Genomic DNA, 22560 nt, shown 5'->3' with positions numbered 1-22560 from the left:
GCGGCCGCGATTACTTCGCGAGCGTCCGGTATGACACGAGGTCGTTGATCGGCCCGATTTCCGGCCCGGTCGCGCCGGGGCGCGTCGCGACCTGCACGACTTTCTCGAACATGATGATGAACGGCGAGTTTGCGAGCACGGCCTTCTGCAGCGCTTCGTAGCGCTGCGCGCGTTTCGCGGGCGACGGTTCGACGAGCGCGGCCTCGGTGTCCTTCGTCAGTTGCGGAATGTCCCAGCTGTTGCGCCACGCGAGCATCTTGGTCGGCGACTGGTCCGAGTTGTCCGGGTTCCACGCGAAGCCGCGCGCGTTGCTGTTCGGGTCCATGTAGTCGGGCGACCATTCGCCGATGAAGATGTCGTGCTGGCGCGCGCGGTACTTGCCGATCGCCTGTTTCGCATCGCCGGGGATCAGTTTCACGCGGATGCCGCCCTGCGCGAAGTTCGCCTGCAGCGCCTGCGCGATCTCGAGGTACGGATAGTCGTTCGGCATGTCCATCGTCACGTCGAAGCCGTTCGGCAAGCCGGCCTTCGCGAGCAGCGCCTTCGCCTTCGCGACGTCCTGCTTGTACGGCCGCGCGTTCAGCGTGCCGAGGAAGCCTTCGGGCAGGAAGCTTTCATGCACCTTGTAGGTGGTACTGACGATGTTGCGCTGGATGCCGTCATAGTCGACGAGCCATTTCATCGCCTGCTGCACGTCGGGCTTCGCGAGGTTCGGGTTCTTCGTGTTCAGGCTCAGGTACAGCAGCGCGGACACCGGCCACGACGCGACCTTGATCTTGCCGGCCTTCGTCAGCGCGGCGAGGCTGTCGGGGCTCAGGTTACGTGCGGCGTCGGCGTCGCCGTTCTCCAGCAGCAGCCGCTGCGCGGACGCTTCGGGCACGTGGCGCAGCACGACGCGCTTCATCGGATACGGCGTGCGGTATTTGTCGAAACGCTGCAGCACGATGCTTTCGTTCGGCGTCCACTTGACGAGCTGGTACGGACCCGAGCCCGCGTCGTTGGTCCTGAGCCAGCCGCTGCCGAAATCGTTGCCCTGCTGGTGCGACAGCAGCAGCTTCTTGTCGAACACCGATGCCGGGCACGCGCTCAGCACGTTGAGCACGAAGCTCGGCGCGTACTTGCGGTCGGTCTCGAGAACGACGGTTTGCGGGTCGAGCATGCGCACCTTCTGCATCACGTTCGCCTTCGTGAGGCCGAGATCGGCGAGCACGCCGGCCGGCCCCTTGTCGAGCAGGATGGTGCGCTGCAGCGACCACGCGACGTCGTCGGCGGTCACCGGGTTGCCGGAATGGAACGTGAGGCCGGGGCGCAGCTTGAACGTGTAGGTCACGCCGTCGGCGCCGACCGTCCACGATTGCGCGATCTGCCCGTCGAAGCGCGTCGGATCCTTCAGGTCGACGCGCACCAGGCGTTCGTAGGTGTTCGCGACGTACTCGGACGGCACCAGTTCGTAGATCCCGCTCGGGTCGAGGGTCGTGAATTCGCCGAGCTGCGTGGCGACGACGAAGATGCCGGGCGGCGTGGCAGCCTGCACCGGCAACGCCGGAACAAGCGCGACGAGCGCGGTGCTGACGAACAGCCGGGACAGCAGGTGCTTCATGCGGGCTCCATCGAAAGGGAATCGTGGGTGCGATTCTCTCATCGACGGCTATCCGGATGAAAATATTCGATGCGCGCGCGGTGGCGCGCGGGAGCGGGCCGGGTGGGCGCCCGGCGCCGGCAGGTGTCGATCAGATCACGCAGCGCGCGATCGCGAAGCGCATCGCTTCCTCGGGCGGCTCGCTGCCCGAGCCGCGCACGACCTTGACGACCGAACCGTTGCCCGACGGCGTCAGCGTGACGAAGTACGCGTTCGAGCCGACGGCGATGTCGGTCACGCCGTTGTGCTGCGACTGCTCGGTGCCCGACAGGCGGCTGTCGAGACAGTTGGCGATCGCGTGGGCCGGACGTTGCGACGACACGTAGATCATCGGCGCTGCGCCGGATGCGGCCGGGTTGGACGAAGGGGCGGAACCGCAGGCGGCGAGCAGGGCGGCGGGGAGGAGCAGCAGGAATCGTTTCATGGTCGGATCGTCGAGTGTCTCGTATCGAGGCTGGGGCGCGGGGGAGGCGAAACGCGAAGCTTCGCGACGAAACCGCCCGGAATCGGGCCGTCCTTGACGGTCGAATACGGCGAGCGGCTGACGACGGAGTATACCCGCGGCATTTGACGCAGATCGCGCGTTGAAACGATTCGATACAACAACAAGCACCCGCTGCCGCATGGCGGCAGCGGGCGTTTCAGGCGATGGCGATTGGGCGCTTGTTGTGGTCGCTTACTGGCCGATCTTGTTGCTGACCGCATTTTCCTGCTGGTTCAGCACGCGCTGTTCGCTCTTGGTGATGTGGCCGTGATCCTGCGCGGCCATGTCCCGCTCTTCCTGGCGGATCTTGCGGTCGTCACGGTGCAGGCGCGCGGCCTGTGCGTGCGACATCTCGCCTTCCTTCACTTCGTGATGGATGCGGCGATTCTGGTTTGCGAGACGCTGGTTGACCTCTTCGCGGCGCGGATGCGCCTGCTGCCACGGCGTGTCGGCGAACGCGGTGCCGGTCAGTACCGACATCAGGGTGGCGGCGATCGCGAGATGGCGGGTAAGGGCTCGCATGGTGTTTTTTCCTGTCGTTGTACGCCCGAATCGTGGGCGCTTGATGAAAAAACGCGCGGCCGGCGCCGGCTGTTGACGTTCCAACCTGTATCGATTGCAAGCGTTCGTTACGTCTGCCGTTTGCAGCGTGTCAGCTGAGCCGATACGACCGGCAGGGCGTCACTTCAGCCGGTAGCGGCTCGCGGTTCAGTTCGAGCAGCGTGCGTTCGATCTGCCGCGTGATCGCATCGAGTGCGAGGTGGTTCGGCCCGTCGCCGAACGGCTCGGCGATCGCGTGCGCGATCGCGTCGAGCGCGATCAGCGTATATGCGACGAACACGGTGACGAACGGCGTCGCCGCGCCGATCGAGTCGACGAGGCCGAACGGCAGCAGCACGCAGTACGCATAGATGGTCCGGTGCAGCAGCACGTCGTACGAGAACGGGATCGGCGTCGATGCGATTCGCTCGCAGCCGCTCACCATCGAGACGAGATCGTCGAGGCGCGCGTCGAGCATCCACAGGCGCGTGTCGGCGAGGCGGCCCGCATCGGCGCGCGCGGCGAACGCTTCGCGCAGTCCGTGCACGATCGCGACCGGGCGGAACCGCGAGGCGGCGACGCGCGCGTAGGTGCCGCTGTCGAGCAGCGCGCGCAGGTCAGCGGCCGGATCGGTGCCGCGCAGTTGATGCTTGAGCGCATAGACGAACGCGACGACCGTCCGCACGAACGCGCGCCGTGCATCGTCGTCCTTATCGACCGCGCCGTAGCAGAGCGCCTGCGACACCAGCGTGCGCGTGGCGGTCAGCACGCCGCCCCACAATTGCCGCGCCTCGCGATAGCGGTCGTAGCTCGCGTTGTTGCGAAACCCCGCGAAAATGGCGAGCGTCAGGCCGATCAGCGTGAACGGCGTCGGGTTCAGCGGCACCTTCTCGCCGAGCACGCGGCCGCCGCCCCATACCGCGACGAGGCTGATCGCGAGCGTCAGCACGAGCTGCGGCAGGATGGTCGGCAGTACCGAGCCGTTCCAGACGAGCAGCATCCTCAGCCAGTGCTCGCGCGGGCGAACGATCATCGTCGGGCTCCGTCATGCGGCGATCGATGCCGGTGCGGCCGCGCGATGCAGCAGCACGGGCACCGACTTCGACGTCGGCGTATTGCACACGTCGCCGACGCTGTCGAGCGGCACGAGCGGGTTGGTTTCCGGGTAGTACGCGCCGATGCAGCCGCGCGGGATGTCGTACTCGACGAGCAGGAAGCCGTCCGCGCGCCGCTCGATGCCGTCGTGCCACACGGTTTCCATGTCGACCCATTCGCCGGCCTTCAGGCCGAGCATCGCGAGATCGTCGCGGTTGGCGAACACCACGCGGCGCTGGCCGAACACGCCGCGATAGCGGTCGTCGAGCCCATAGACGGTCGTGTTGTACTGGTCGTGCGAGCGCGTCGTCATCAGCGTCATCAGGCGTTCGCCGTGCAGCGCGCGGGCGCGCTGGATCGGCGTGTCGGTCGGCAGCGCGTGCGCGATGAAGTTCGCCTTGCCCGTCGGCGTGAGCCATTCGCGGTCGCGCGATGCGACGCGCAGGTGGAAGCCGCCCGGCCGCGCGATGCGCGTGTTGTAGTCGTAGAAGTCGTCGAGCGTCGCCTCGATCGCGTCGCGGATCTTCGCGTAATCGTCCTTGTACGCGAGCCAGTCGATCTTGCCGCCGCCGAACAGCGCGTGGCCCATGTGCGCGACGATCGCGGGCTCCGACATCAGGTTCGGCGACGCCGGCTTGTTCATCCCGTACGACACGTGGACCATGCTCATCGAATCCTCGACCGTCACGCCTTGCGCGACGTTGTCCTGCAGGTCGATCTCGGTGCGGCCGAGCGTCGGCAGGATCAGCGCGTCGCGGCCGTGGATCAGGTGGCTGCGGTTCAGCTTCGTCGTGATGTGCACCGACAGGTCGCAGCGGCGCATGCCTTCCCACGTGCGCGGCGTGTCGGGCGTCGCCATCGCGAAGTTGCCGCCGAGGCCGATCAGCACCTTCACGTGGCCTTCGCGCATCCCCTCGATCGTCTCGACGACGTCGTAGCCGTGGTGGCGCGGCGGTTCGAAATCGAACACGCGGCCGAGCCGGTCGAGGAACGCCTGTGACGGCTTTTCCTCGATGCCGACCGTGCGGTTGCCCTGCACGTTCGAGTGGCCGCGCACCGGGCACAGGCCCGCGCCGGGGCGGCCGATGTTGCCGCGCATCAGCATCAGGTTCGTCAGCATCTGCACGGTCGCGACCGAATGCTTGTGCTGCGTGATGCCCATGCCCCACGTCGCGATCACGCGCTCGCTGCGCGCATAGCGCTGCGCGAGGCCGTCGATCTGCTCGTACGGCACGCCGCTTTCCGCCGTCAGCGCGGACCAGCTTTCGTTGCGCAGGTCGTCGGCGAACGCGTCGAAGCCGGCCGTGTGCTCGCCGATGAACGCGGTGTCGAGCACGCGCGGCGCACCGGCGGCGCGCGCGGCGTCGTCGAGTTCGAGCACGCGTTTCGCCATCCCCTTGATCAGCGCGAAATCGCCGCCGATCGTCGGCTGGATGAACGTCGATGCAATCGCGGTGCCCGACATCGTCAGCATCTCGAGCGGGCTTTGCGGATCGGCGAAGCGCTCGAGGCCGCGCTCCTTCAGCGGGTTGATCGACACGATCGTCGCGCCGCGCTTCGCGCATTCGCGCAGTTCGCCCATCATCCGCGGGTGGTTGGTCGCGGGATTCTGGCCGAAGATCAGCAGCGTGTCGGCGTGCTCGAAGTCGTCGAGCGTGACGGTGCCCTTGCCAACGCCGACCGACGCGGGCAGCCCGCGGCTCGTCGCCTCGTGGCACATGTTCGAGCAATCGGGGAAGTTGTTCGTGCCGTATAGCCGCACGAACAACTGGTACAGGAACGCCGCTTCGTTGCTCGCGCGGCCGGATGTGTAGAACGCGGCCTGGTTCGGGTCGGGCAGTGCGCGCAGGTGGCGCGCGATCAACTCGAACGCGTCGTCCCATGCGATCGGCACGTAGCGGTCGGTCTGCGCGTCGTACACCATCGGGTCGGTGAGCCGGCCGTGCTGTTCGAGTTCGAAATCCGACTGTTCGAGCAGCTCGGTGACGGTATGCGCGGCGAAGAATTCGGGCGTCACGCGCTTGCTCGTCGCTTCGGCGGCCACCGCCTTCACGCCGTTCTCGCAGAACTCGAACGTCGATGCGTGCTGGCGGTCGGGCCATGCGCAGCCGGGGCAGTCGAAGCCGTCCGGCTGGTTCTGGCGCAGCAGCGTGCGGTAGTTGCCGCCGGCGACCTTTTCCTTGATCAGGTTGATCGTGACGGCTTTCAGCGCGCCCCAGCCGGCGGCCGGGTGGGTGTACGGTTCGATGCGCGCGGTGGCGGATTTCTTTTTCATGGTGCAACAGGTGTCGGGGTCGATGCGTGCAGAGTACGCGCGGCGCCCGTGCGACTGTGTGTACACCTGTTCACTTCAAAAAAGAGTACAGTTTCGGCCATTCAGGCAGTGCGGATCGCAACTGTGTTGGCGAAGGGAAGTTGAAAGGAAGTCCCGTGAAGCGTTACGAACAACTGGCCGACGATCTCCAGGCGCAGATCGAGCGCGGCGTGTACCGGCCCGGCGAACGGATTCCGTCGGTGCGGCAGGCGAGCCGGCAGCAGCAGCTCAGCGTCACGACGGTACTGCGTGCGTACCTCGTGCTGGAAAGCCGCGGCCTGATCGAAAGCCGGCCGCAGTCGGGCTATTTCGTGCGCGCGCGCGCGGCGGCGCCGGCCGAGGCCGAACTGCACATGTCGGCGCCGGCCGCCGAGCCGTCGGCGGTGGACGTGAGCCGGCTCGTGCTGTCGACGCTGCGCTCGATCGCGCGCGACGACGCGGTGCCGCTCGGCTCGCCGTATCCCGATGCATCGCAGTTCCCGGTGCAGCGCCTCGCGCGCCATGCACAGGCGATCGGGCACCGCCGTACGCGCTGGGGCGTGATCGACGATCTGCCGCCGGGCAACCAGGAGCTGATCCGCCAGATCGCGCGGCGTTATGCGGAGCGCGGAATCGCGGTCGAGCCGGGTGAGATCGTGGTGACGATCGGCGCGACCGAGGCGATCAACCTGTGCCTGCAGGCCGTCGCGAAGCCGGGCGACACGATCGCCGTCGAGTCGCCGACGTTCTACGCGATGCTGCACGCGATCGAGCGGATGGGCATGCGCGCGCTCGAAGTCGCGACGCACCCGGGCGACGGCATCGATCTCGACGCGCTCGAACGGATCCTCGCGCGCGAGCGCATCGCCGCGTGCATGGTGATGCCGAATTTCCAGAACCCGCTCGGCTTCCAGATGCCCGACGCGCGCAAGCGCGCGCTCGTCGAGCTGCTGGCGAAGCACGGCGTGCCGGCGATCGAGAACGACGTCTATCACGAGCTGCACTTCGGCGACACGACGCCGAGCGCGCTGAAATCGTTCGACCGCGAAGGGCTCGTGCTGCATTGCGCGTCGTTCACGAAAAGCCTGTCGCCGCGTTACCGGATCGGCTGGGCGATGCCGGGCCGCTACCGCGACCAGGTCGAGAAGCTGAAATTCCTGAACACGCTCGCGACGCCCGCGATCGAGCAACTGGCGATCGCCGAGTACCTGAAACACGACGGCTACGATTTCCACTTGCGGCGCATGCGCAAGCAGTACGCGCAGCAGGCGAGCCTGATGAGCGCGATGGTGCGGCGGTTCTTTCCGGAGGGCACGCGGCTGTCGCAGCCGCAGGGCGGGTATGTGCTGTGGGTCGAGCTGCCGCCGCAGGTCGATGCGATGAAGCTTTACACGCTCGCGCTCGCTCAGCGGATCACCGTTGGGCCCGGGCACATGTTTTCTGCGGGCACCGATTACCGGCATTTCATCCGGCTCAACTACAGCTATCCGTGGTCGCGGCAGATCGAGGAAGCGCTGAAGGTGCTGGGGCGGCTCGCGTCGGAGTGCGCGGCGCGGTGAGTGCCGCTGTGCCCGGAGGCAGGCGGCGGCCGATGACCGGCCGCCGTGTCGCATATCAACCCGCGCGCGGTGCCGGCAGCCCGGCTTGCGCGGCGCCGGCCATCTGCCGCATGTCGAAGCCCGACGGGTGCTGGTACACGCGCAGCCCGAACTCCGGCAGCACCGCGATCAGGTGATCGAACAGGTCGGACTGGATGGTCTCGTAGTCGACCCACGACGTCGTATCGGTGAAGCAGTACAGTTCGAGCGGAATGCCTTCGGCCGTGAGCGGCAACTGCCGCGCCATGCACGTCATGTCGCGGCGGATCCGCGGATGGCCCTTCAGGTAGTTCGCGACATACGCGCGGAACGTGCCGAGATTCGTCAGCTGGCGGCGGTTTGCCGGGCAGTCGCCGGCCGCGCCGAGCGTGCCGTTCCATTGCTCGATCGCGTCGACCTTGTCCTCGAGATAGTCCTTCAGCAGCGTCAGGCGTTCGAGCCGCTCGATCTCGTCGTTCGCGAGAAAGCGCACGCTGGTCGCGTCGACGAACAGCGCGCGCTTGATGCGGCGGCCGCCCGCCTCGGTCATCCCGCGCCAGTTCTGGTAGCTCTCGGTAATCAGCTTCCAGGTCGGCACCGTGATGATCGTGTGATCGAAGTTCGCGACCTTCACGGTGTTCAGCGTGATGTCGATGACCGTGCCGTCCGCGCCGGCCGACGGCATCGTGATCCAGTCGCCGATCCGCAGCATGTCGTTCGACGACAGTTGCACGCCCGCGACGAGGCCGAGCAGCGTGTCCTTGAAGATCAGCATCAGCACCGCGGACATCGCGCCGATGCCGGACAGCAGCAGGCCGATCTGCTTGCCGGTCGCATCGCCGATCACGACGAGCGCGGCCGTGATGAACATCACGAGCTTGAGAAGCTGCATCGCGCCTTTCAGCGACAGGCGCGGCTGGTCGCGATGGTGCGTGCGATGCGTGTGTTCGAGCGCGGACAGCGTCGCGCTGATCGTCATCGTCACGAGGAACACGAGCAGCGCGAACAGCACCTTGTCGGCGACTTGCGCGGCCGTGTCCGGAATGCCGGGCACCGCGCCGAGGCCGAGCTTGATCACGACGAACGGGACGATGCGGTTCAGCCACCTGAACGCACCGAACTCGAACAGCGCGTCGTCGACGCGTGTGGCCGACAGCCGCGCGAGCCGCGCGACCACGCGAAACAGCAGGAAATGGACGGCTGCGGTGATCGCACCGGCGGCGGCGAGCAGGACGAGGATGCCGACGAGCGGCACAAACCAGGATTCGTTCAGGGTCATAGGGGCAGACAGGGGCCTTCTCGTGCGTTGAATCGGCGCCGCGATGCGGCGCGCGCCCGGTGAAGGGCACATGAAAGGGACCGAGATTGTGCCATCGGGTTCCGGGTGCATGCGTCTGACGCGCGTCGCGCGGCTCCCGAACATCCTCACCATTGCGCAGGTATCCTCTGTAATCGGGTGACGGTGAAGGACGAATCCGCATCACCGCAAGCCGGTGTGCGCACTGGTTGTCGGATGCGTCGCGCGTATCCCCGCAGTCGACTCGAAGCCTTTGCGGCGGGCCCTTGCGGGTGACAGCGCCGGACCGGCGATCCATGCAATCATGCGGGCGCTGCATGCGTTGCCGGTGCGTCGCTCGCCGTCGCGTGCGGCCGATCCGCCGACGGTGAGCGATACGCGGCAGTTTCGCGCACTTGCCATGCGATGCCTGCCCGAGGCACGATGTGCGAACGACTTCGCGAACCGCGTCACTTCGTCATCACGCATTTCACGCATGCAAGATTCCAGCGAAAATCCTCCGTCAGGCGTGCGTCTGCTGAAAGGCATCCTGCCGATCCGCCGCGCGGGGGCCATCCGCGACGTATTCGCGGGCATTTCGCTTGCGTCGATGGACATCCCGCAGGTGCTCGGTTACGCGCGCATCGCCGGCATGCCGGCCGTCACTGGCCTTTACACGGTGTTCCTGCCGCTCATCGCGTTCGCGTGCTTCGGTGCGTCGCGCCATCTCGTGGTCGCCGCCGATTCCGCGACCGCGACGATCTTCGCGAGCCGGCTTGCGTCGATGGCGCCGGCCGGCAGCGCCGACTATGCGGCGCTGGCCGGCATGGTCGCGCTGCTGACCGCCGCGATGCTGCTGCTCGCGCGCATCTTCAAGCTCGGTTTTCTCGCCGATTTCCTGTCGCGCACGGTGCTGGTCGGCTTTCTCGCCGGCGTCGGCGTGCAGGTGTCGATCGCGATGCTCGGCGACATGCTCGGCCTGGCCGTGCCGTACCCTGCATCGCGCAGCCTCGCGCAACTCGCCTATGTCGTCACGCATCTCGTCCACGCGAACCGGCCGACCTTCGCGCTCGCGGCACTCGTGGTCGTCGCGATTCTCGCGTGCAAGCGGTTCCTGCCGCGCGTGCCGATGCCGATGATCGCGGTCGCGGGCAGCATCGCCGCGAGCCATGCGTTCGGTTTCGCCGCGCACGGCATCGCGGTGCTCGGGCCCGTCGCGGGCGGGCTGCCGCCGCTGCGCTGGCCGTCCGTCACGTGGCAGCAGTTTCTCGATCTTGTGCCGGTCGCCACGTCGTGCTTCGTGATGATCATCGCGCAGAGCGCGGCCGCCGCGCGCGTGTTCGCGCAGCAGTAAGGCGAGGACGTCGACACCAACGCCGACATCCTCGGCCTCGCGGCCGCGAATGCGGCCGCGGCGGTCGGCGGCGCGTTCGTCGTCAACGGCAGCCCGACGCAGACGGCGATGGCCGATGGCGTGGGCGTGCGCAGCCAGATCGGGCATCTTGCGTTCGCCGCCGTCGTGGTCGTCGTGCTGCTGTTCCTCGGCACGCCCCTGCAGTATCTGCCGCATGCGGTGCTGGCCGGCATCGTGTTTACGATCGCGCTCGGGCTGATCAACGTGCGCAGCCTCGCGGCGATCCGCAACGAAAGCCCCGGCGAATTCACGCTTGCGCTCGTGACGGTCGGCGTCGAGCACGGCATCCTGCTGGCTATCGCGTTGTCGCTGATGCGGCACGTGCGCCACAGCTACCAGCCGCACACGATGGTGCTCGAACCGGTCGAAGGCAACGGACGGTGGCAGCCGGTGCCGACGCGGCCCGGCGTGATGACGGCGCCGGGGCTGATCGTCTACCGGTTCGGCTCCGGCCTGTTCTTCGCGAACGACCATCTGTTCGCTGCCGAGGTGACCGAACTCGTCGATGCGGCGCCGGTGCCGCCGCGCTGGTTCGTCGTCGACGCGGGCGCGATCACCGATCTCGACTATTCGGCCGCGCGCACCGTAACCGATCTGGTCGAGACGCTGCACGCGCGCGGGATCGGCGTGCTGTTCGGGCGCGTCAACCGCTACTTGCGCGCGGACATGGATCGTCACCGGATCACCGAAATCGTCGGCGCGTCGTGCATTTTCGCGACGCTGCATCAGGCGCTGGATGCGGCGGGCACGACGCCGTCGCCGCAGGAGCCGGGCACCGTGTAGCGTGAACCTGCGCTAGGCGGCCGCGCGCAAGCGCGCGAAGCCGTTGCGCAGGTGGCGGGCCAGTTCCGTCGCGGCCGGCGTGCGCTGGCCGCGCGGCAGATGAAGGTTGATCGCGAAGTTCGGCAGCGCCGGCAGGCCGCTGCCGGCCGGCAGGATGTCGAGGTCGGCCGGCACGGTGGACGCGAGCCACACGGTCACCGCGAGATCCGCGCGCACGGTCGCGGCCGTCGCGTCGAAGCTGCCGTTCTCGAACATGGTGCGCCACGCGCGATCGCTGCCGCGCAGCGCGTCGAGCACGGTCGGGCGGAACGCGCAGGTCGGCGCGACCATCGACACCGGCAGCGGCGTGTTCCGGTGCGCGGTGCCGCCTTTCGCGCCGACCCAGACCAGCCGGTCGACCGCGATGCATTCGCCGCGCGACGGCCCGACCGGTGCCTCGATCAACGCAATGTCGAGATCGCCCTGCGTGAGCCCCCGGCGCAGTTCCGGCGATGCCGCGCACACGAGCGAGAGCGCGACCTGCGGATGCGCGTGCGCATAGCCTTTCAGGATCGGCGCGAGACAGGTGCCGACGAGATCCTGCGGTGCGCCGACACGAACGGTGCCTTCGACCGCGCCGGCCGTCAGGTCGGTCAGCAGCGCATCGTGCACGGCGAGCAGCCGGCGCGCCTGTTCGAGCAGCCGCTCGCCAGCCGCGGTGAGCAGCAGGTTGCGATGCTCGCGGACGAACAGCGGGCCGGACAGCGTTTCGAGCCGCGCGACCTGCTGGCTGACCGCGCCTTGCGTCAGGTGCAGCGCGCGGCTGGCCGCCGTCATGCTGCGATGATCGGCGACCGTGACGAAGGCGCGCAGCAGTGCGATGTCGAGATTGCGTGTCATGCGTCGGATTATGAATACTAATGACAGGCATAAAAAGCTTTCGCTGTCGTAATGGGAAGATCGCGGGTAAAACGGGGGCTTCGACGACGACAACCGGGAGCCTCCGTGCTGCTTCGCGACTACCTGCCGCTGATGCTGTTCGTGATCGTGTCCACCGTGACGCCGGGCGGCGCGACGACGCTCGCAACCGCATCGGGCGCCCATTTCGGCTATCGGCGGTCGCTGCCGCTGATGGCCGGCATCGCGGCCGGCCTGGCGTCGATGGCGGCCGCCGCCGCGGCCGGGCTCGGCAGCGTGTTGCTTGCGCTGCCCGCGTTGCAGCTCGCGATGAAGGCGGCCGGCTCGTTGTATCTCGTGTGGCTGGCCGTGCGCATCGGGCGCGGCGGCAAGCCGCGGCTCGATGCCGCCGTGCACCGGCCGCAAGGGTTCGTCAGCGGCGTCTGGATGCTCTGGCACAACCCGAAAGGCTGGGCGATGACGCTCGGCGCGGCCGCGTCGTTCGCCGCGCTCGCGTCCGGGCCGGCGCGGCTCGGCGTATTGCTCGGGCTGGCGTTCGGCTTGGCCGCGATGGCGTCGCTGTCGCTGTGGTGTTTCGCCGGGCTGTTGTTCGCGCGCGTGTTGCGCACGGAGCGGCAGTGGCGCTGCCTGAATGCGGGGCTGGGCGTGCTGCTCGTGGTGTCGATCGTGCCGATGTGGCTGCCGTAGCCGGGAAGCCGCGCGCGTCGTGCGGCGCCCCTCGCGCTCAGCGCGCACCGAAGCGCGCGGCGCCGGCCGATCGCCCGCCCGCACCGGCCGACCACAACGGCAGCCGCAGCGTCGTGACGAAGCTCGCCGCATGCAGCACGCAAAGCAGGCCGAACGCCCATGCGTACGCGGCGGCTTGCGTGCCGCCGCCCGCCGACGATTCGGCCTGTAGCCGCCACGCGAGGAACAGCGTGCATATCGTCGTGAACGTCGGGCCGCCGAGGCGCTGCACGATATTGAGCGACGTCGTCGCCATCGGCAGGTTACGGCGCTCGACCGACGCATACGCGGCGGAGATCGACGGCGCGCCGATCGCGCTCTGGCCCATGCCGCGCAGGAACAGCGCCGGCACGAGCACGTACGGATCGTAGCCGGTCAGCGCGACGAACACGAACGGCAGCGTCGCGACGAGAGCGAGCAACGCGCCGGCGGCGGCCAGCCGGCGTACGCCGAACCGGCTCGTCAACGCGCCCATCGACGGATAGGTGACGAGCATGCCGAGCCCGAGCGGCGCGAGCAGCCAGCCCATCTCGCCCGGCGAGCGCCCGCACGCCTGGATCAGGAACACGGGGATCAGCATCTGGCCCGCGTACATCGCGCCGTTCGACAGGAACTGCGTGCCGGCCGCCGCGCCGAATACGCGGGAGCGAAACAGCGCGAGATCGATCAGTGCGTGTTCGCCCTTGCGTTGCTCGAAGCGCAGGAACGCGGCGAGCAGCAGCGCCGAGCATGCGATCGCGGCGATGCCGAGCGTCGTGCTTATCCGTTCGGCGCCATACAGGAACAGCACGAGGCCCGGCGACAACAGCGCGAGACCGATCCAGTCGAGTTCGCGTCGTTGTGCTTCGTCACGGTCACCGGGCAGGAACCGCACGGCCAGCTCGAGCGCCAGCACGCCGACAGGCAGGTTCACGAGGAACAGCCAGCGCCACGACGCATGCTGCAGGATCGCGCCGGCGACCACGGGGCCGAGGATCGGCGCGAGCAGCACGGGCACCGCCGCGTAGCCGATCACGCGCGCCATCTGCCGACCGGCGACGCGCGCGATCATCATCTGCGCCATCGGTGCGAGCAGCCCGCCGCTGACGCCTTGCAGCACGCGGAACGCGATCAACGACGGCGCGGACCACGCGAGCCCGCACAGCGCCGACGTGAACGTGAACGCGGAGAAGCACCACAGGTACAGCGCCTTTGCGCCGATGCGGTCGACGAGCCAGCCGTTCAGCGGCAGCACCAGCGTCAGTGCGAGCAGGTAGCCGCTCGTCACCCACTGGATCGTCGACAGGCTCGCATGCAGGTCGGTCGCGAGGCTCGACAGCGATACGTTGACGATCGTCGCGTCGAGCTGCGACAGCAGCGAGCCGAGCGTCGCGACCGCGCTGACCTTCCAGATCGACGGATCGAGCCGGCCGGCCGCGTGGGCCGCCGCCGGCTGCGCGCGTCGGTCGCTCACGCGCCGCGCCGGTAGAGCAGTGCGACGATGTCCTGCGTCGAGCCCGTTTCGCCGAGGCGCGGGAACAGACGTTCGATACTGTTCGCGTGCGCGTCCGCGTTGAGGTCGGTCATCGCGTCGACGGCTAGCGTCACGTTGTAGCCGAGTTCGTGGGCCTGCCGCGCGGTCGATTCGACGCCGATGCTCGTCGCGACGCCGGTCAGCACGATCTGCGTGACGCCGGCCGCCTTCAGGTGCGCGTCGAGATCGGTGCCGGTAAACGCGCCCCAGGTTTTTTTCGTCACGACGTGGTCGCCCGGCTGGCGGTTCAGTTCGGGCACGAGGTCGGTCCAGTCGGCGGGCAGCGCGTCCAGGCGCACCTGCTGCTGCGTGCGGCCCGGTGCGACGCCGGCGACGTTGACGAGCACGACCGGCAGGCCGCGGCTGCGGAATGCGTCGAGCAGTTCGCGGGCATGCGCGACCACCGGCGCGACCGGGTGTGCGGTGGGGAGGGCGACGATGCCTTTCTGCAGGTCGATGACGACGAGTGCCGTGTTCGTGTCGAGACGGGTTGCGCTCATGATGGGGCTCCGTGGAATGGACGAAGGAAGGCGGGCGCGCGAATGCCGCGTGGCGCGCAGGCCGGATTCACTTGTCGCCGATCCGCCTGATCAGCGGGATCGCGGCGGCGAGCGTGCGGATTTCTTCGGGATCGAGTTTCTCGATCGCGGCACCGAGCCACTGGTGCTTCGCGATGTTGCGCTTGCGCCGCGCCGCGAGGCCGACCGCGGTCAGCCGGAACAGGATCTGGCGGCCGTCGGTCGGGTGCGGCTCGCGCTCGACGAGGCCTTCCTCTTCGAGGCTCGCGAGGATCGTCTTCATCGATTGCGGCTTCATTGCCTCGGCGCGGGCGAGATCGGCGGTCGTCATCGGCCCGTTCTGTTCGAGCCGCGCGAGCGCGCTCGTCTGGGACATCCCGAGGCCGTCGGCCGGGACTTCGGAACGGAGCCGGCGGATCAATTGACCGACCGCCAGGGTCAGGTTGGCGGCGACGGTGTCGGCAGAAAGGCCGGATGGACGCGAATCAGTCATGGGTGGGAGCATAGGTTAAGACAGTTTAACTTGCAAGTTAAACTGTCTAATTTCAAAAGGGATGTGAACCCGATCGGTTCGCTCGACGATCGGTGTATTGCGCACGTCGTGGCGTGACGATACCGGCTGATAAAGGGGAAGGCGAGACACGGGCGGCGCGACGCTCGGCCGTGCGCCCTGCGAAGGTGTGTTCCGCTAGACGCGACCGGTCGACGGAACCGGCACGACTTCGCTGTATTTCGGCGTGGCGTCCTCGTGCAGCAGGTCGCCGAGATATTGCGCGAGTTCGTCCGCGGCGAGCGCGGACGGAATCTGCAGGTCGGCCGGGCGCCGCTTGCCTTCGGCGCCGAGATCGAACACGGCCCAGCGGCCGTTGGTCCGCACGACGGCGAGCAGCCGTCCGAATGCGCTGAAGCGGTATTCGTCCTGCATGGCATCGCTCCCGTAGGGTGAACGCGCCGGCCGCCTGCGCGCGCCTACTGGATCGAGCAGGTCAGCCAGCGATGGATTTTGAGTGCGTCGCTCGATACGCCGGCGCGCGTCGGCGCGCCGAGCAGCACGACCGTTTCGCGGCGGCCCTTCACGCGCATGCGCATCACGACGCCGTGCCCCGATTCGTTGATGAAGCCCGTCTTCTGCAGCCGGATCGGCAGGCGGCGGTAGCGGACGAGCGGGTCGGAGTTCACGTACAGCAGCTCGCCGTCGCCGGGGCGCACGGTGGTCGACGTATCCGTCGAGAAATAGCGGATCAGCGGATCCTGCGCCGCCGCGCCGACGAGCTTCGCGAGATCCTCGGCCGTCGACACGTTGTGCGGCGACAGGCCGGTCGGCTCCCTGAAGTGCGTGTGGCGCATGCCGAGCCGGCGCGCTTCGCGGTTCATCGCTTTCACGAACGCGGCGCGCCCGCCCGGATAGTCGCGGCTCAGCGCGGCCGCCGCGCGGTTTTCCGACGACATCAGCGCGATATGGAACATGTCGCGACGCGACAGCTCCGAACCTACCTGCAATCGCGAACCGGTGAACTTGATCGTGTCGCGATCGTGCGCGGTGACGCGCAGCACGCCGTTCAGCGGACGATCCGCGTCGCGTGCGACGACGGCCGTCATCAGCTTCGAGATCGACGCGATCGGCCGCACGGTGCGCGCGTTGCGGGCCAGCAGCGGCGTGCCGGAGTCGACGTCGAGCACATAAGCCGCGCGTGAATGCAACGACCTGACCGCGCGCGGGCTATAGCCGCAGCTTGCCATCAGGCGCGGTTTGGCGGCCGCCGGGCGCGGGCGTACGGCGGTCGTGCGCTTCGCGCGGCGATGCTGCGGAGCCGGCGCCGCATGACGCTTGACCGCACGATGCTTCGCGTGCGGGCGGCGATGCTTGACGGCTTTGATCTTGCGGTGGGCAGGCTTCTTCTTGACGGCTTTCGCATGCGCATGGACATGCGCGGTGCGATGCGGCTGCGCGCGCTGCGCGGACGCGTTCGCGGCGAATGCGAGCAGCAGGAACGAGAGGGCGAGGATCAGGGTGGTCCGGGCGCGAGGCAGGCGCGCGATGAGGCCGGTCAAGCGAAAGTCTCCTTTTCACGCGCGATGCGGCTGCGCGGAATGCGTGGTCGGTCAGCGGGTGCGGGAAATTATACGGTCGATCGCGTGGCGATGACGATTGGATCGCGCGCAATGGCGTGTGATGCAGGCAGATTCCGGTCGTTTTCGCGCTGCCGGTTAGCGGTGCGCGGGCGCTGAAAACCATCAAGGCGTGCCGTTCCGGGCCGGCACACCGCAGGATGCGGCGCAGTTCAGCGCGGCCAGTTTCGCCGCGACACGACCGCAAAACTGATCGCGATCGAACCCGTCACGGCGCGTGGCGGTGCGTCTTCGATCGCATCGCCGAAGCGAGAACGGCGGCTGCGTCCGTCGCTGCGTTCGGCACGACGCTTCGGTGCGCGCGTATCGACGGCGGCGGTGCGTTCGTTTGCAGCCGCGCCATCGCAAGATGGGGCCGCCACGCATTCGGACACGGGATCTAGTGACATGACAGTGAATTCCGGGAAGGGCATGCCCGTATTGAACGTCATCGCATTCGATCAGTAAAATGAATATTTCGATCGTTACGATTCCCTTGAAGAATGGAACTGAAACTGCTGCGAACGTTCCTGACGGTCACCGAGCTGTGCCATTTCAGTCGTGCGGCCGATGCGCTGCACATGAGCCAGCCGGCACTGAGCAAGCAGATCGGCGCGCTCGAGGCGAGCCTCGGCGGCAAGCTGTTCGAACGCGGGCGGCACGGCGCGGAGCTGACGCCGTTCGGCGAACGCTTCCTGCCCGACGCGCAGGCGCTCGTGCGCGATGCCGACGAGATCCTTGCGCGTGCGCGGGAGGCGACCAGCGGGCAGCGCGGGCATCTGCGGCTCGGCATCTGCCTGTCCGTGCTGACGCTCGTGCCGAAGCTGGTCGCGGAATTTCGCCGCCGCAATCCGGGCATCGCCGTCACGCTGAGCGACCTGTCGTCGTCCGAGCAGACGCGCCGGTTGCGCGCGGGCAAGCTCGACGCCGGCTTCCTGCGCCTGCCGTCCGACGACGGGCTGTCGTCGTTCAAGGTGATCGACGAAGGGCTCGCGCTCGCGGTGCCGCCGCACCTCGGCTTCAAGCGCGTGCCGGCCGACCTCGACGTGCTCAACGAGATCGGCTTCATCGCGCTGCAGCGTGCGCGCGGCCCGGGGCTCGCCGCGCAGATCGATCGATGGTGCGTCGAGCGCCGCTTCGTGCCGCACGTGACGCAGCAGGCGGAAGATGTGCAGTCGGTACTGACGTCGGTCGCGGCCGGCGTCGGCGTCGCGTTCATCCCGTCGCGCGCGCAGTACCTGCTGCGCGACGCGACGGTGCTGCCGCTCGACGGCCGGGACGCGAAGTGGCGCGTGGGGCTGGCGTGGCTGTCGGGGCGCGACGATCCCGTCACGACGCATTTCGTGTCGTTCATGCGGGCCGCGATCAAGGGTGCGTGACGCGGCGTATAGTGTCCGCGATTGCATCTTCATCCTGAATGAATGCCGGCCCGGCACCGGCTCACGAATCCGAACCGATGACTTCAGAATCCGACGAATCCCCGCTCGATCCCGCACTCGTGGCGACGCTCGCGACGCTGAACGAGGCCGCGAGCGATCCGGCGGGCAAGACGTGGTCGCTGCCGAAGATCGCGAAGCGCGCGCAACTGCCGATGAGCACGCTGCGCCGCGTGCTGACGCAGCTCGATGCCGCGGGCCTGAGCGCGACGACGCTGAACGAGGACGGCACCGGCAGCGCCGTGCTGACCGACGAAGGGTGCAACGTGTGCGCGGAACTATTCGGCGCGAACGACGCCCGATGAATGAAGGACGGGCCGCTGCTGTGAGCCGCGGCCCGTCGTGTTGCGGCTCGACGCGTGCACCGCGCCGTGCCGTGTATCACCACCGTGCCGTCACACCGCCCATCACCGAATGACGATAGGTCTGGTCGTTCAGCCCGCGCCGGTAGCCGACGTCGAGATCGAGCCAGCGCGTCGGCGAATAGATCGCGCCCGCGAGCACGAACGCCGGATTCGCGCCGGCGGTGCTTTCCGGGTTGCGCGACATGCCGACGTCGACCACGAGCTGCAGCCGGTCGGTCGCCTTGTAGAGCGCCGCGCCCGACACGGCCCAGATCGACGTCAGGTCGCCCTGGCGATTCGGCTGGTACGCGAGGCCCGCGTTCGCGAGCAGCGAGAAGCGCGCGACGTCGGCCTGCGCGAGCAGCGCCGCGCCGGTGCTGACGCGGCCCGTGCCGAGCCCGCGACCGTCGTTGCCGGTCGGCGTTGTCACCTTCGGTTTCAGCGCGAGCGACAGCGGCCCGCGTTCGACGAAGCGCCATTTCATGCCGATCTCGACATCGCCGATGCCCGCGCCGTTTTCGTCGGAGCGCGTTTGCAGATGCGTATAAGGCGCGTTGACGTAGAGGTCGACATGTTCGCCGAACCCGCGCGTGAGCGTTGCGTTCCATAGCTGGTGGCGGCCGCTGTCTTCCTGTTTCGAGGTTTCCTCTGCGTTGAACTCGAACTGCCAGTTCGCATTGCCCTGCGTGCCCGTATCGTCGCTGACGAGCGGGTGGGCCGGATAGGCGTCGAGCGGTGCGAGGAGTGCGCTCGCGGCTGCGAGCGGAAGGATTCTTTTCATTGCTTCACCCGTATTGCATCGTGAGCGGCCGGCCCGCGCGCGTTGCGCGGGCCGGCACATCGTTATCCGAACCGAATCAGAACCACTGCTTGTAGCGGCGCACATAGATCGTCTTGACGATCTGCGCGAGCAGGATGTAGCCGACCATCGTCGCGGCGAGCCACAGCCAGAAGGTGCCCGGCAGGTGCATGAAGCCGAGTGCGTCCGCGAACGGCGAGAACGGCAGCCAGCAGCCGATCGCGATCGCGGTGAACGTCGACAGCAGCACCGGCAGCGCGGCCGTGCTTTGCAGGAACGGGATCTTCTGCGTGCGCAGCAGGTGCACGACGAGCGTCTGCGATACGAGGCTCTCGATGAACCAGCCCGAGTTCATCACGATCTGGCCGCCCGTGCCGCCGTTCAGGTGATACATCGCGCCCGCACCGAACACGGTCCACATCAGCACGTACGTCGTGATGTCGAACACCGACGACGTGGGCCCGACCCACAGCATGAAGCGGCTGATGTTGCCCGCTTCCCACTTGCGCGGCTTCTTCAGGAACTCGGGGTCCATCTTGTCCCACGGCAGCAGCATCTGCGACGTGTCGTAGATCAGGTTCAACACGAGCAACTGCGTCGCGAGCATCGGCTCCCACGGCAGGAACGCGCTGGCGACGAGCACCGAGAACACGTTGCCGAAGTTCGAGCTCGCGGTCATGTTCAGGTACTTCAGGATGTTGCCGAACGTCTCGCGGCCCTTGATCACGCCTTCCTCGAGCACCATCAGGCTCTTTTCGAGCAGGATGATGTCGGCGGTTTCCTTCGCGATGTCGGCGCCGCTGTCGACCGAGATGCCGACGTCGGCATCGCGCAGCGCGGGCGCATCGTTGATGCCGTCGCCGAGGAAGCCGACCGTGTGGCCGTTCGCCTGCAGCGCCTTGACGATGCGCGCCTTCTGCAGCGGCGTGAGCTTCGCGAACACGGTCGTGCGTTCGACCACCTGCGCGAGTGTTGCGTCGTCGAGCGCTTCGATTTCCGCGCCGAGGATCGGCTTGCCGGGTTCGAGGCCGACCTGGCGGCACACCTTCATCGTGACGGTCGGGTTGTCGCCCGTCAGCACCTTCACCGCGACGCCGTTCTCGCGCAGCGCGGCGAGTGCCGGCGCGGCCGACTCCTTCGGCGGATCGAGGAAGGTCAGGAAGCCGCGCACGACGAGGTCGCGTTCGTCGGCGGTGCGGTACTGCTCGCGTTCGTCGCCGCGCGGGATCGTGCGCGTCGCGACCACGAGCACGCGGAAGCCGTCCTCGTTGTACGCGTTGGCCTGTTCGAGCAGCCGCTTGCGCGCGACGAAGTCGAGCGGGCGCACGCCGTCCTCATCCTGCACATGCGTTGAGACGGCCAGCATTTCCTCGACCGCGCCCTTGCAGACCAGCAGGTGCGTGCCGCGCGTATCCTCGACGACGACCGACAGGCGGCGGCGCACGAAGTCGAACGGCAGCTCGTCGATCTTCTTGTAGCCCTGCGGTTTCACGCGGTCGCCGATTTCGTCCGCACGCGCGACGACCGCGATGTCGATCAGGTTCTTCTGGCCGCTCTGGTGGAAGCTGTTCAGCCAGCCGAGCCGCAGGATTTCCTCGTTCTTGTAACCGGACAGGTCGAGGTGGTGTTCGAGGATGATCTTGTCCTGCGTGAGCGTGCCGGTCTTGTCGGTGCACAGCACGTCCATCGCACCGAAGTTCTGCACCGAGTTCAGACGCTTGACGACGACCTTGCGGCGCGCCATCGCGATCGCGCCGCGCGCGAGGTTCGCGCTGACGATCATCGGCAGCATCTCGGGCGTGAGACCCACGGCCACCGCGAGCGCGAACGTGAGTGCGCTCAGCCAGTCGCCCTTGGTCAGGCCGTTGATCATGAACACGATCGGCACCATCACGAACATGAACTTGATCAGCAGCCAGCTCACGCTCGAGACGCCGCGGTCGAAGCTCGTCTCGATGCGCTTGTGGCTCACGACGTTGCGTGCGAGCGAACCGAAGTACGTATCTTCGCCGGTCGCGACGACGACGGCGGTCGCGGTGCCGCTGACGACGTTGGTGCCCATGAAGCAGACGTTCTCGAGATCGAGCAGCGATGCCGACGCGTCGGTCGTCGCGCCCGCCGCGTGCGTGTTCGCGGATTTGCCGGCCACCGAGCCGAGCGTGTCGTATTTCTCGACGGGCAGCGCCTCGCCGGTCAGCACGGCCTGGCTGATGAACAGGTCGCGCGACGCGAGCAGGCGCACGTCCGCCGGGATCATGTCGCCGGCCGACAGGTGCACGATGTCGCCGGCCACGACTTCGCGCATCGGCACCTCGCGGCGCGCGGGCTCGGACGTGTCGGTCACCGCGCGCTGCACGGTGGCCGTCGTGCGGACCATCGCCTTGAGCTTCTCGGCCGCGCGCAGCGAACGGAACTCCTGCACGAAGCGCAGCAGCGCGCTGATCGTGACCATCGTCAGCAGGATCGTCGTGCCGACATAGTCGCGATCGCCGGGCGCCGCGAACCAGACGTCGGTGCCGAAGCTGATGGCGGCCAGCACCAGCAGCACGTAGACGAACGGGTTGTGGAACGAGAGCAGCAACTGGCGCGTCCAGTGCGGCGGCTTGTCGTGCGCGATTTCGTTCGGGCCGTAGTGCTGCAGGCGGTCGGCGGCCTGGTCGTAGGTGAGGCCGCGCGTGCTTGTGCGCAGCGACTTCAGCGTGTCCTCGAGCGGGCGGGCCGCTTCCTGCGCGGCGCGCATGATGTGCGGTTCGTTCTGCTGACCGGGGCCGGTCTTGATGAAGCCGCGCTGTTTCTTTTGCGATGTGTTGCGTTGTGTCATGAGTCGCTCCTGGTGCGCGAGGCGGCGGGCGGGGAGCGGCCGTGACGTTATCGACGCACGAGCGCTCCCCGCCGCGTCGCGTCAAACGCGATCGGCTGTGGATCGGTAAAGGCTGGAACGCTCGCCGGCGCGTGGAGTGCGGTCGGGGTGTCGATGCGCAGCGTCGCACCGGCGAGCGGTAATCGACTACTGTCGTCTGAGTTCATCTGCACTCCTTTCGGTTGCGAGTGATCGGCACGAGCGATCGGCGGCCGCGCACGCATGAAGGCGCGCGGCCGGATGGCACGCGAACGGAA

Annotated in this window: 20 protein-coding genes and 1 pseudogene; 5 read left to right on the top strand and 16 right to left on the bottom strand. The window is 67.8% G+C overall.

Going from position 1 to position 22560, the window contains the following annotated elements:
* Positions 1-10: 10 nt before the first annotated feature.
* The 5 genes from GD429_RS12020 to GD429_RS11995 all read right to left on the bottom strand — a co-directional run bounded on the left by GD429_RS12020 (position 11) and on the right by GD429_RS11995 (position 6033).
* Entirely contained in the window at positions 11-1600 is a 1590-nt protein-coding gene (locus GD429_RS12020; RefSeq protein ID WP_152857124.1) for an ABC transporter substrate-binding protein, read from the bottom strand.
* 130 nt (positions 1601-1730) lie between these two features.
* Entirely contained in the window at positions 1731-2063 is a 333-nt protein-coding gene (locus GD429_RS12015) for a sugar ABC transporter ATPase (RefSeq protein ID WP_152857123.1), read from the bottom strand.
* 252 nt (positions 2064-2315) lie between these two features.
* Positions 2316-2645 carry a hypothetical protein gene (locus GD429_RS12005; RefSeq protein WP_152857122.1) on the bottom strand — a complete coding sequence of 110 codons (330 nt, stop codon included), beginning with the start codon at positions 2643-2645 and terminating at the stop codon, positions 2316-2318.
* 130 nt (positions 2646-2775) lie between these two features.
* The gene (locus tag GD429_RS12000) at positions 2776-3696 is read right to left on the bottom strand and encodes a bestrophin family protein (RefSeq protein WP_152857121.1); all 921 of its coding nucleotides are present in this window, start codon (positions 3694-3696) and stop codon (positions 2776-2778) included.
* Positions 3697-3708: 12 nt separating this feature from the next.
* Positions 3709-6033 carry an FdhF/YdeP family oxidoreductase gene (locus GD429_RS11995; RefSeq protein WP_152857120.1) on the bottom strand — a complete coding sequence of 775 codons (2325 nt, stop codon included), beginning with the start codon at positions 6031-6033 and terminating at the stop codon, positions 3709-3711.
* A gap of 155 nt (positions 6034-6188) precedes the next feature.
* Between GD429_RS11995 and GD429_RS11985 the strand changes: the two genes are divergently transcribed.
* Entirely contained in the window at positions 6189-7610 is a 1422-nt protein-coding gene (locus GD429_RS11985; RefSeq protein WP_321574553.1) for a PLP-dependent aminotransferase family protein, read from the top strand.
* Positions 7611-7665: 55 nt separating this feature from the next.
* Here the strand turns inward: GD429_RS11985 and GD429_RS11980 are convergent, their stop codons facing one another.
* Positions 7666-8907, bottom strand: coding sequence for a mechanosensitive ion channel family protein (locus GD429_RS11980; protein WP_152857118.1), 1242 nt, complete (start codon positions 8905-8907; stop codon positions 7666-7668).
* 201 nt (positions 8908-9108) lie between these two features.
* Positions 9109-9402 carry a hypothetical protein gene (locus GD429_RS11975; RefSeq protein ID WP_152857117.1) on the bottom strand — a complete coding sequence of 98 codons (294 nt, stop codon included), beginning with the start codon at positions 9400-9402 and terminating at the stop codon, positions 9109-9111.
* Here GD429_RS11975 and GD429_RS11970 point away from each other — a divergent pair.
* Positions 9401-11101: pseudogene (locus GD429_RS11970) on the top strand (SulP family inorganic anion transporter). The gene GD429_RS11975 and the pseudogene GD429_RS11970 overlap by 2 nt on opposite strands.
* A gap of 12 nt (positions 11102-11113) precedes the next feature.
* Here GD429_RS11970 and GD429_RS11965 read toward each other — a convergent pair.
* Positions 11114-11980 carry a LysR substrate-binding domain-containing protein gene (locus tag GD429_RS11965; RefSeq protein WP_152857116.1) on the bottom strand — a complete coding sequence of 289 codons (867 nt, stop codon included), beginning with the start codon at positions 11978-11980 and terminating at the stop codon, positions 11114-11116.
* Between the two features lie 51 nt (positions 11981-12031).
* On the opposite strand from GD429_RS11965, the gene GD429_RS11960 reads away from it, so the two are divergent.
* Positions 12032-12685, top strand: a complete 654-nt coding sequence (locus tag GD429_RS11960; RefSeq protein ID WP_152857115.1) for a LysE family translocator — start codon at positions 12032-12034, stop codon at positions 12683-12685.
* A 37-nt stretch (positions 12686-12722) separates the two neighbouring features.
* On the opposite strand, the gene GD429_RS11955 is transcribed toward GD429_RS11960, so the two are convergent.
* The 5 genes from GD429_RS11955 to GD429_RS11935 all read right to left on the bottom strand — a co-directional run bounded on the left by GD429_RS11955 (position 12723) and on the right by GD429_RS11935 (position 16807).
* Entirely contained in the window at positions 12723-14177 is a 1455-nt protein-coding gene (locus GD429_RS11955) for a DHA2 family efflux MFS transporter permease subunit (protein WP_321574551.1), read from the bottom strand.
* On the bottom strand, positions 14174-14737 hold the full coding sequence (locus tag GD429_RS11950; protein WP_152857114.1) for an isochorismatase family protein: 564 nt from the start codon (positions 14735-14737) through the stop codon (positions 14174-14176). The genes GD429_RS11955 and GD429_RS11950 overlap by 4 nt, the downstream gene beginning before the upstream one ends.
* Positions 14738-14804: 67 nt before the next feature.
* Entirely contained in the window at positions 14805-15260 is a 456-nt protein-coding gene (locus GD429_RS11945; protein WP_415748934.1) for a MarR family winged helix-turn-helix transcriptional regulator, read from the bottom strand.
* Positions 15261-15443: 183 nt separating this feature from the next.
* Positions 15444-15680, bottom strand: coding sequence for a hypothetical protein (locus GD429_RS11940; RefSeq protein ID WP_152857112.1), 237 nt, complete (start codon positions 15678-15680; stop codon positions 15444-15446).
* A gap of 44 nt (positions 15681-15724) precedes the next feature.
* On the bottom strand, positions 15725-16807 hold the full coding sequence (locus GD429_RS11935; protein WP_152857111.1) for a serine hydrolase: 1083 nt from the start codon (positions 16805-16807) through the stop codon (positions 15725-15727).
* 560 nt (positions 16808-17367) lie between these two features.
* Between GD429_RS11935 and GD429_RS11925 the strand changes: the two genes are divergently transcribed.
* Together GD429_RS11925 and GD429_RS11920 are read left to right on the top strand one after the other, a co-directional pair.
* The gene (locus GD429_RS11925) at positions 17368-18243 is read left to right on the top strand and encodes a LysR family transcriptional regulator (protein WP_034180258.1); all 876 of its coding nucleotides are present in this window, start codon (positions 17368-17370) and stop codon (positions 18241-18243) included.
* Positions 18244-18320: 77 nt separating this feature from the next.
* Positions 18321-18605 carry a transcriptional regulator gene (locus tag GD429_RS11920; RefSeq protein WP_152857109.1) on the top strand — a complete coding sequence of 95 codons (285 nt, stop codon included), beginning with the start codon at positions 18321-18323 and terminating at the stop codon, positions 18603-18605.
* 76 nt (positions 18606-18681) lie between these two features.
* On the opposite strand, the gene GD429_RS11915 is transcribed toward GD429_RS11920, so the two are convergent.
* The 3 genes from GD429_RS11915 to GD429_RS40430 all read right to left on the bottom strand — a co-directional run bounded on the left by GD429_RS11915 (position 18682) and on the right by GD429_RS40430 (position 22470).
* Positions 18682-19425, bottom strand: coding sequence for a transporter (locus GD429_RS11915; protein WP_152857108.1), 744 nt, complete (start codon positions 19423-19425; stop codon positions 18682-18684).
* Positions 19426-19501: 76 nt separating this feature from the next.
* On the bottom strand, positions 19502-22264 hold the full coding sequence (gene mgtA / locus GD429_RS11910; RefSeq protein WP_152857107.1) for a magnesium-translocating P-type ATPase: 2763 nt from the start codon (positions 22262-22264) through the stop codon (positions 19502-19504).
* A gap of 47 nt (positions 22265-22311) precedes the next feature.
* Complete coding sequence (locus GD429_RS40430) at positions 22312-22470, bottom strand: hypothetical protein (RefSeq protein ID WP_175747622.1); 159 nt, start codon at positions 22468-22470, stop codon at positions 22312-22314.
* Positions 22471-22560: the final 90 nt, after the last annotated feature.

Source organism: Burkholderia sp. BE17 (assembly GCF_009362305.1).
Taxonomy (GTDB): domain Bacteria; phylum Pseudomonadota; class Gammaproteobacteria; order Burkholderiales; family Burkholderiaceae; genus Burkholderia; species Burkholderia pyrrocinia_C.
Note: the sequence above shows the minus strand (reverse complement) of the source record. Positions and strands in the feature narration are given on the sequence as shown.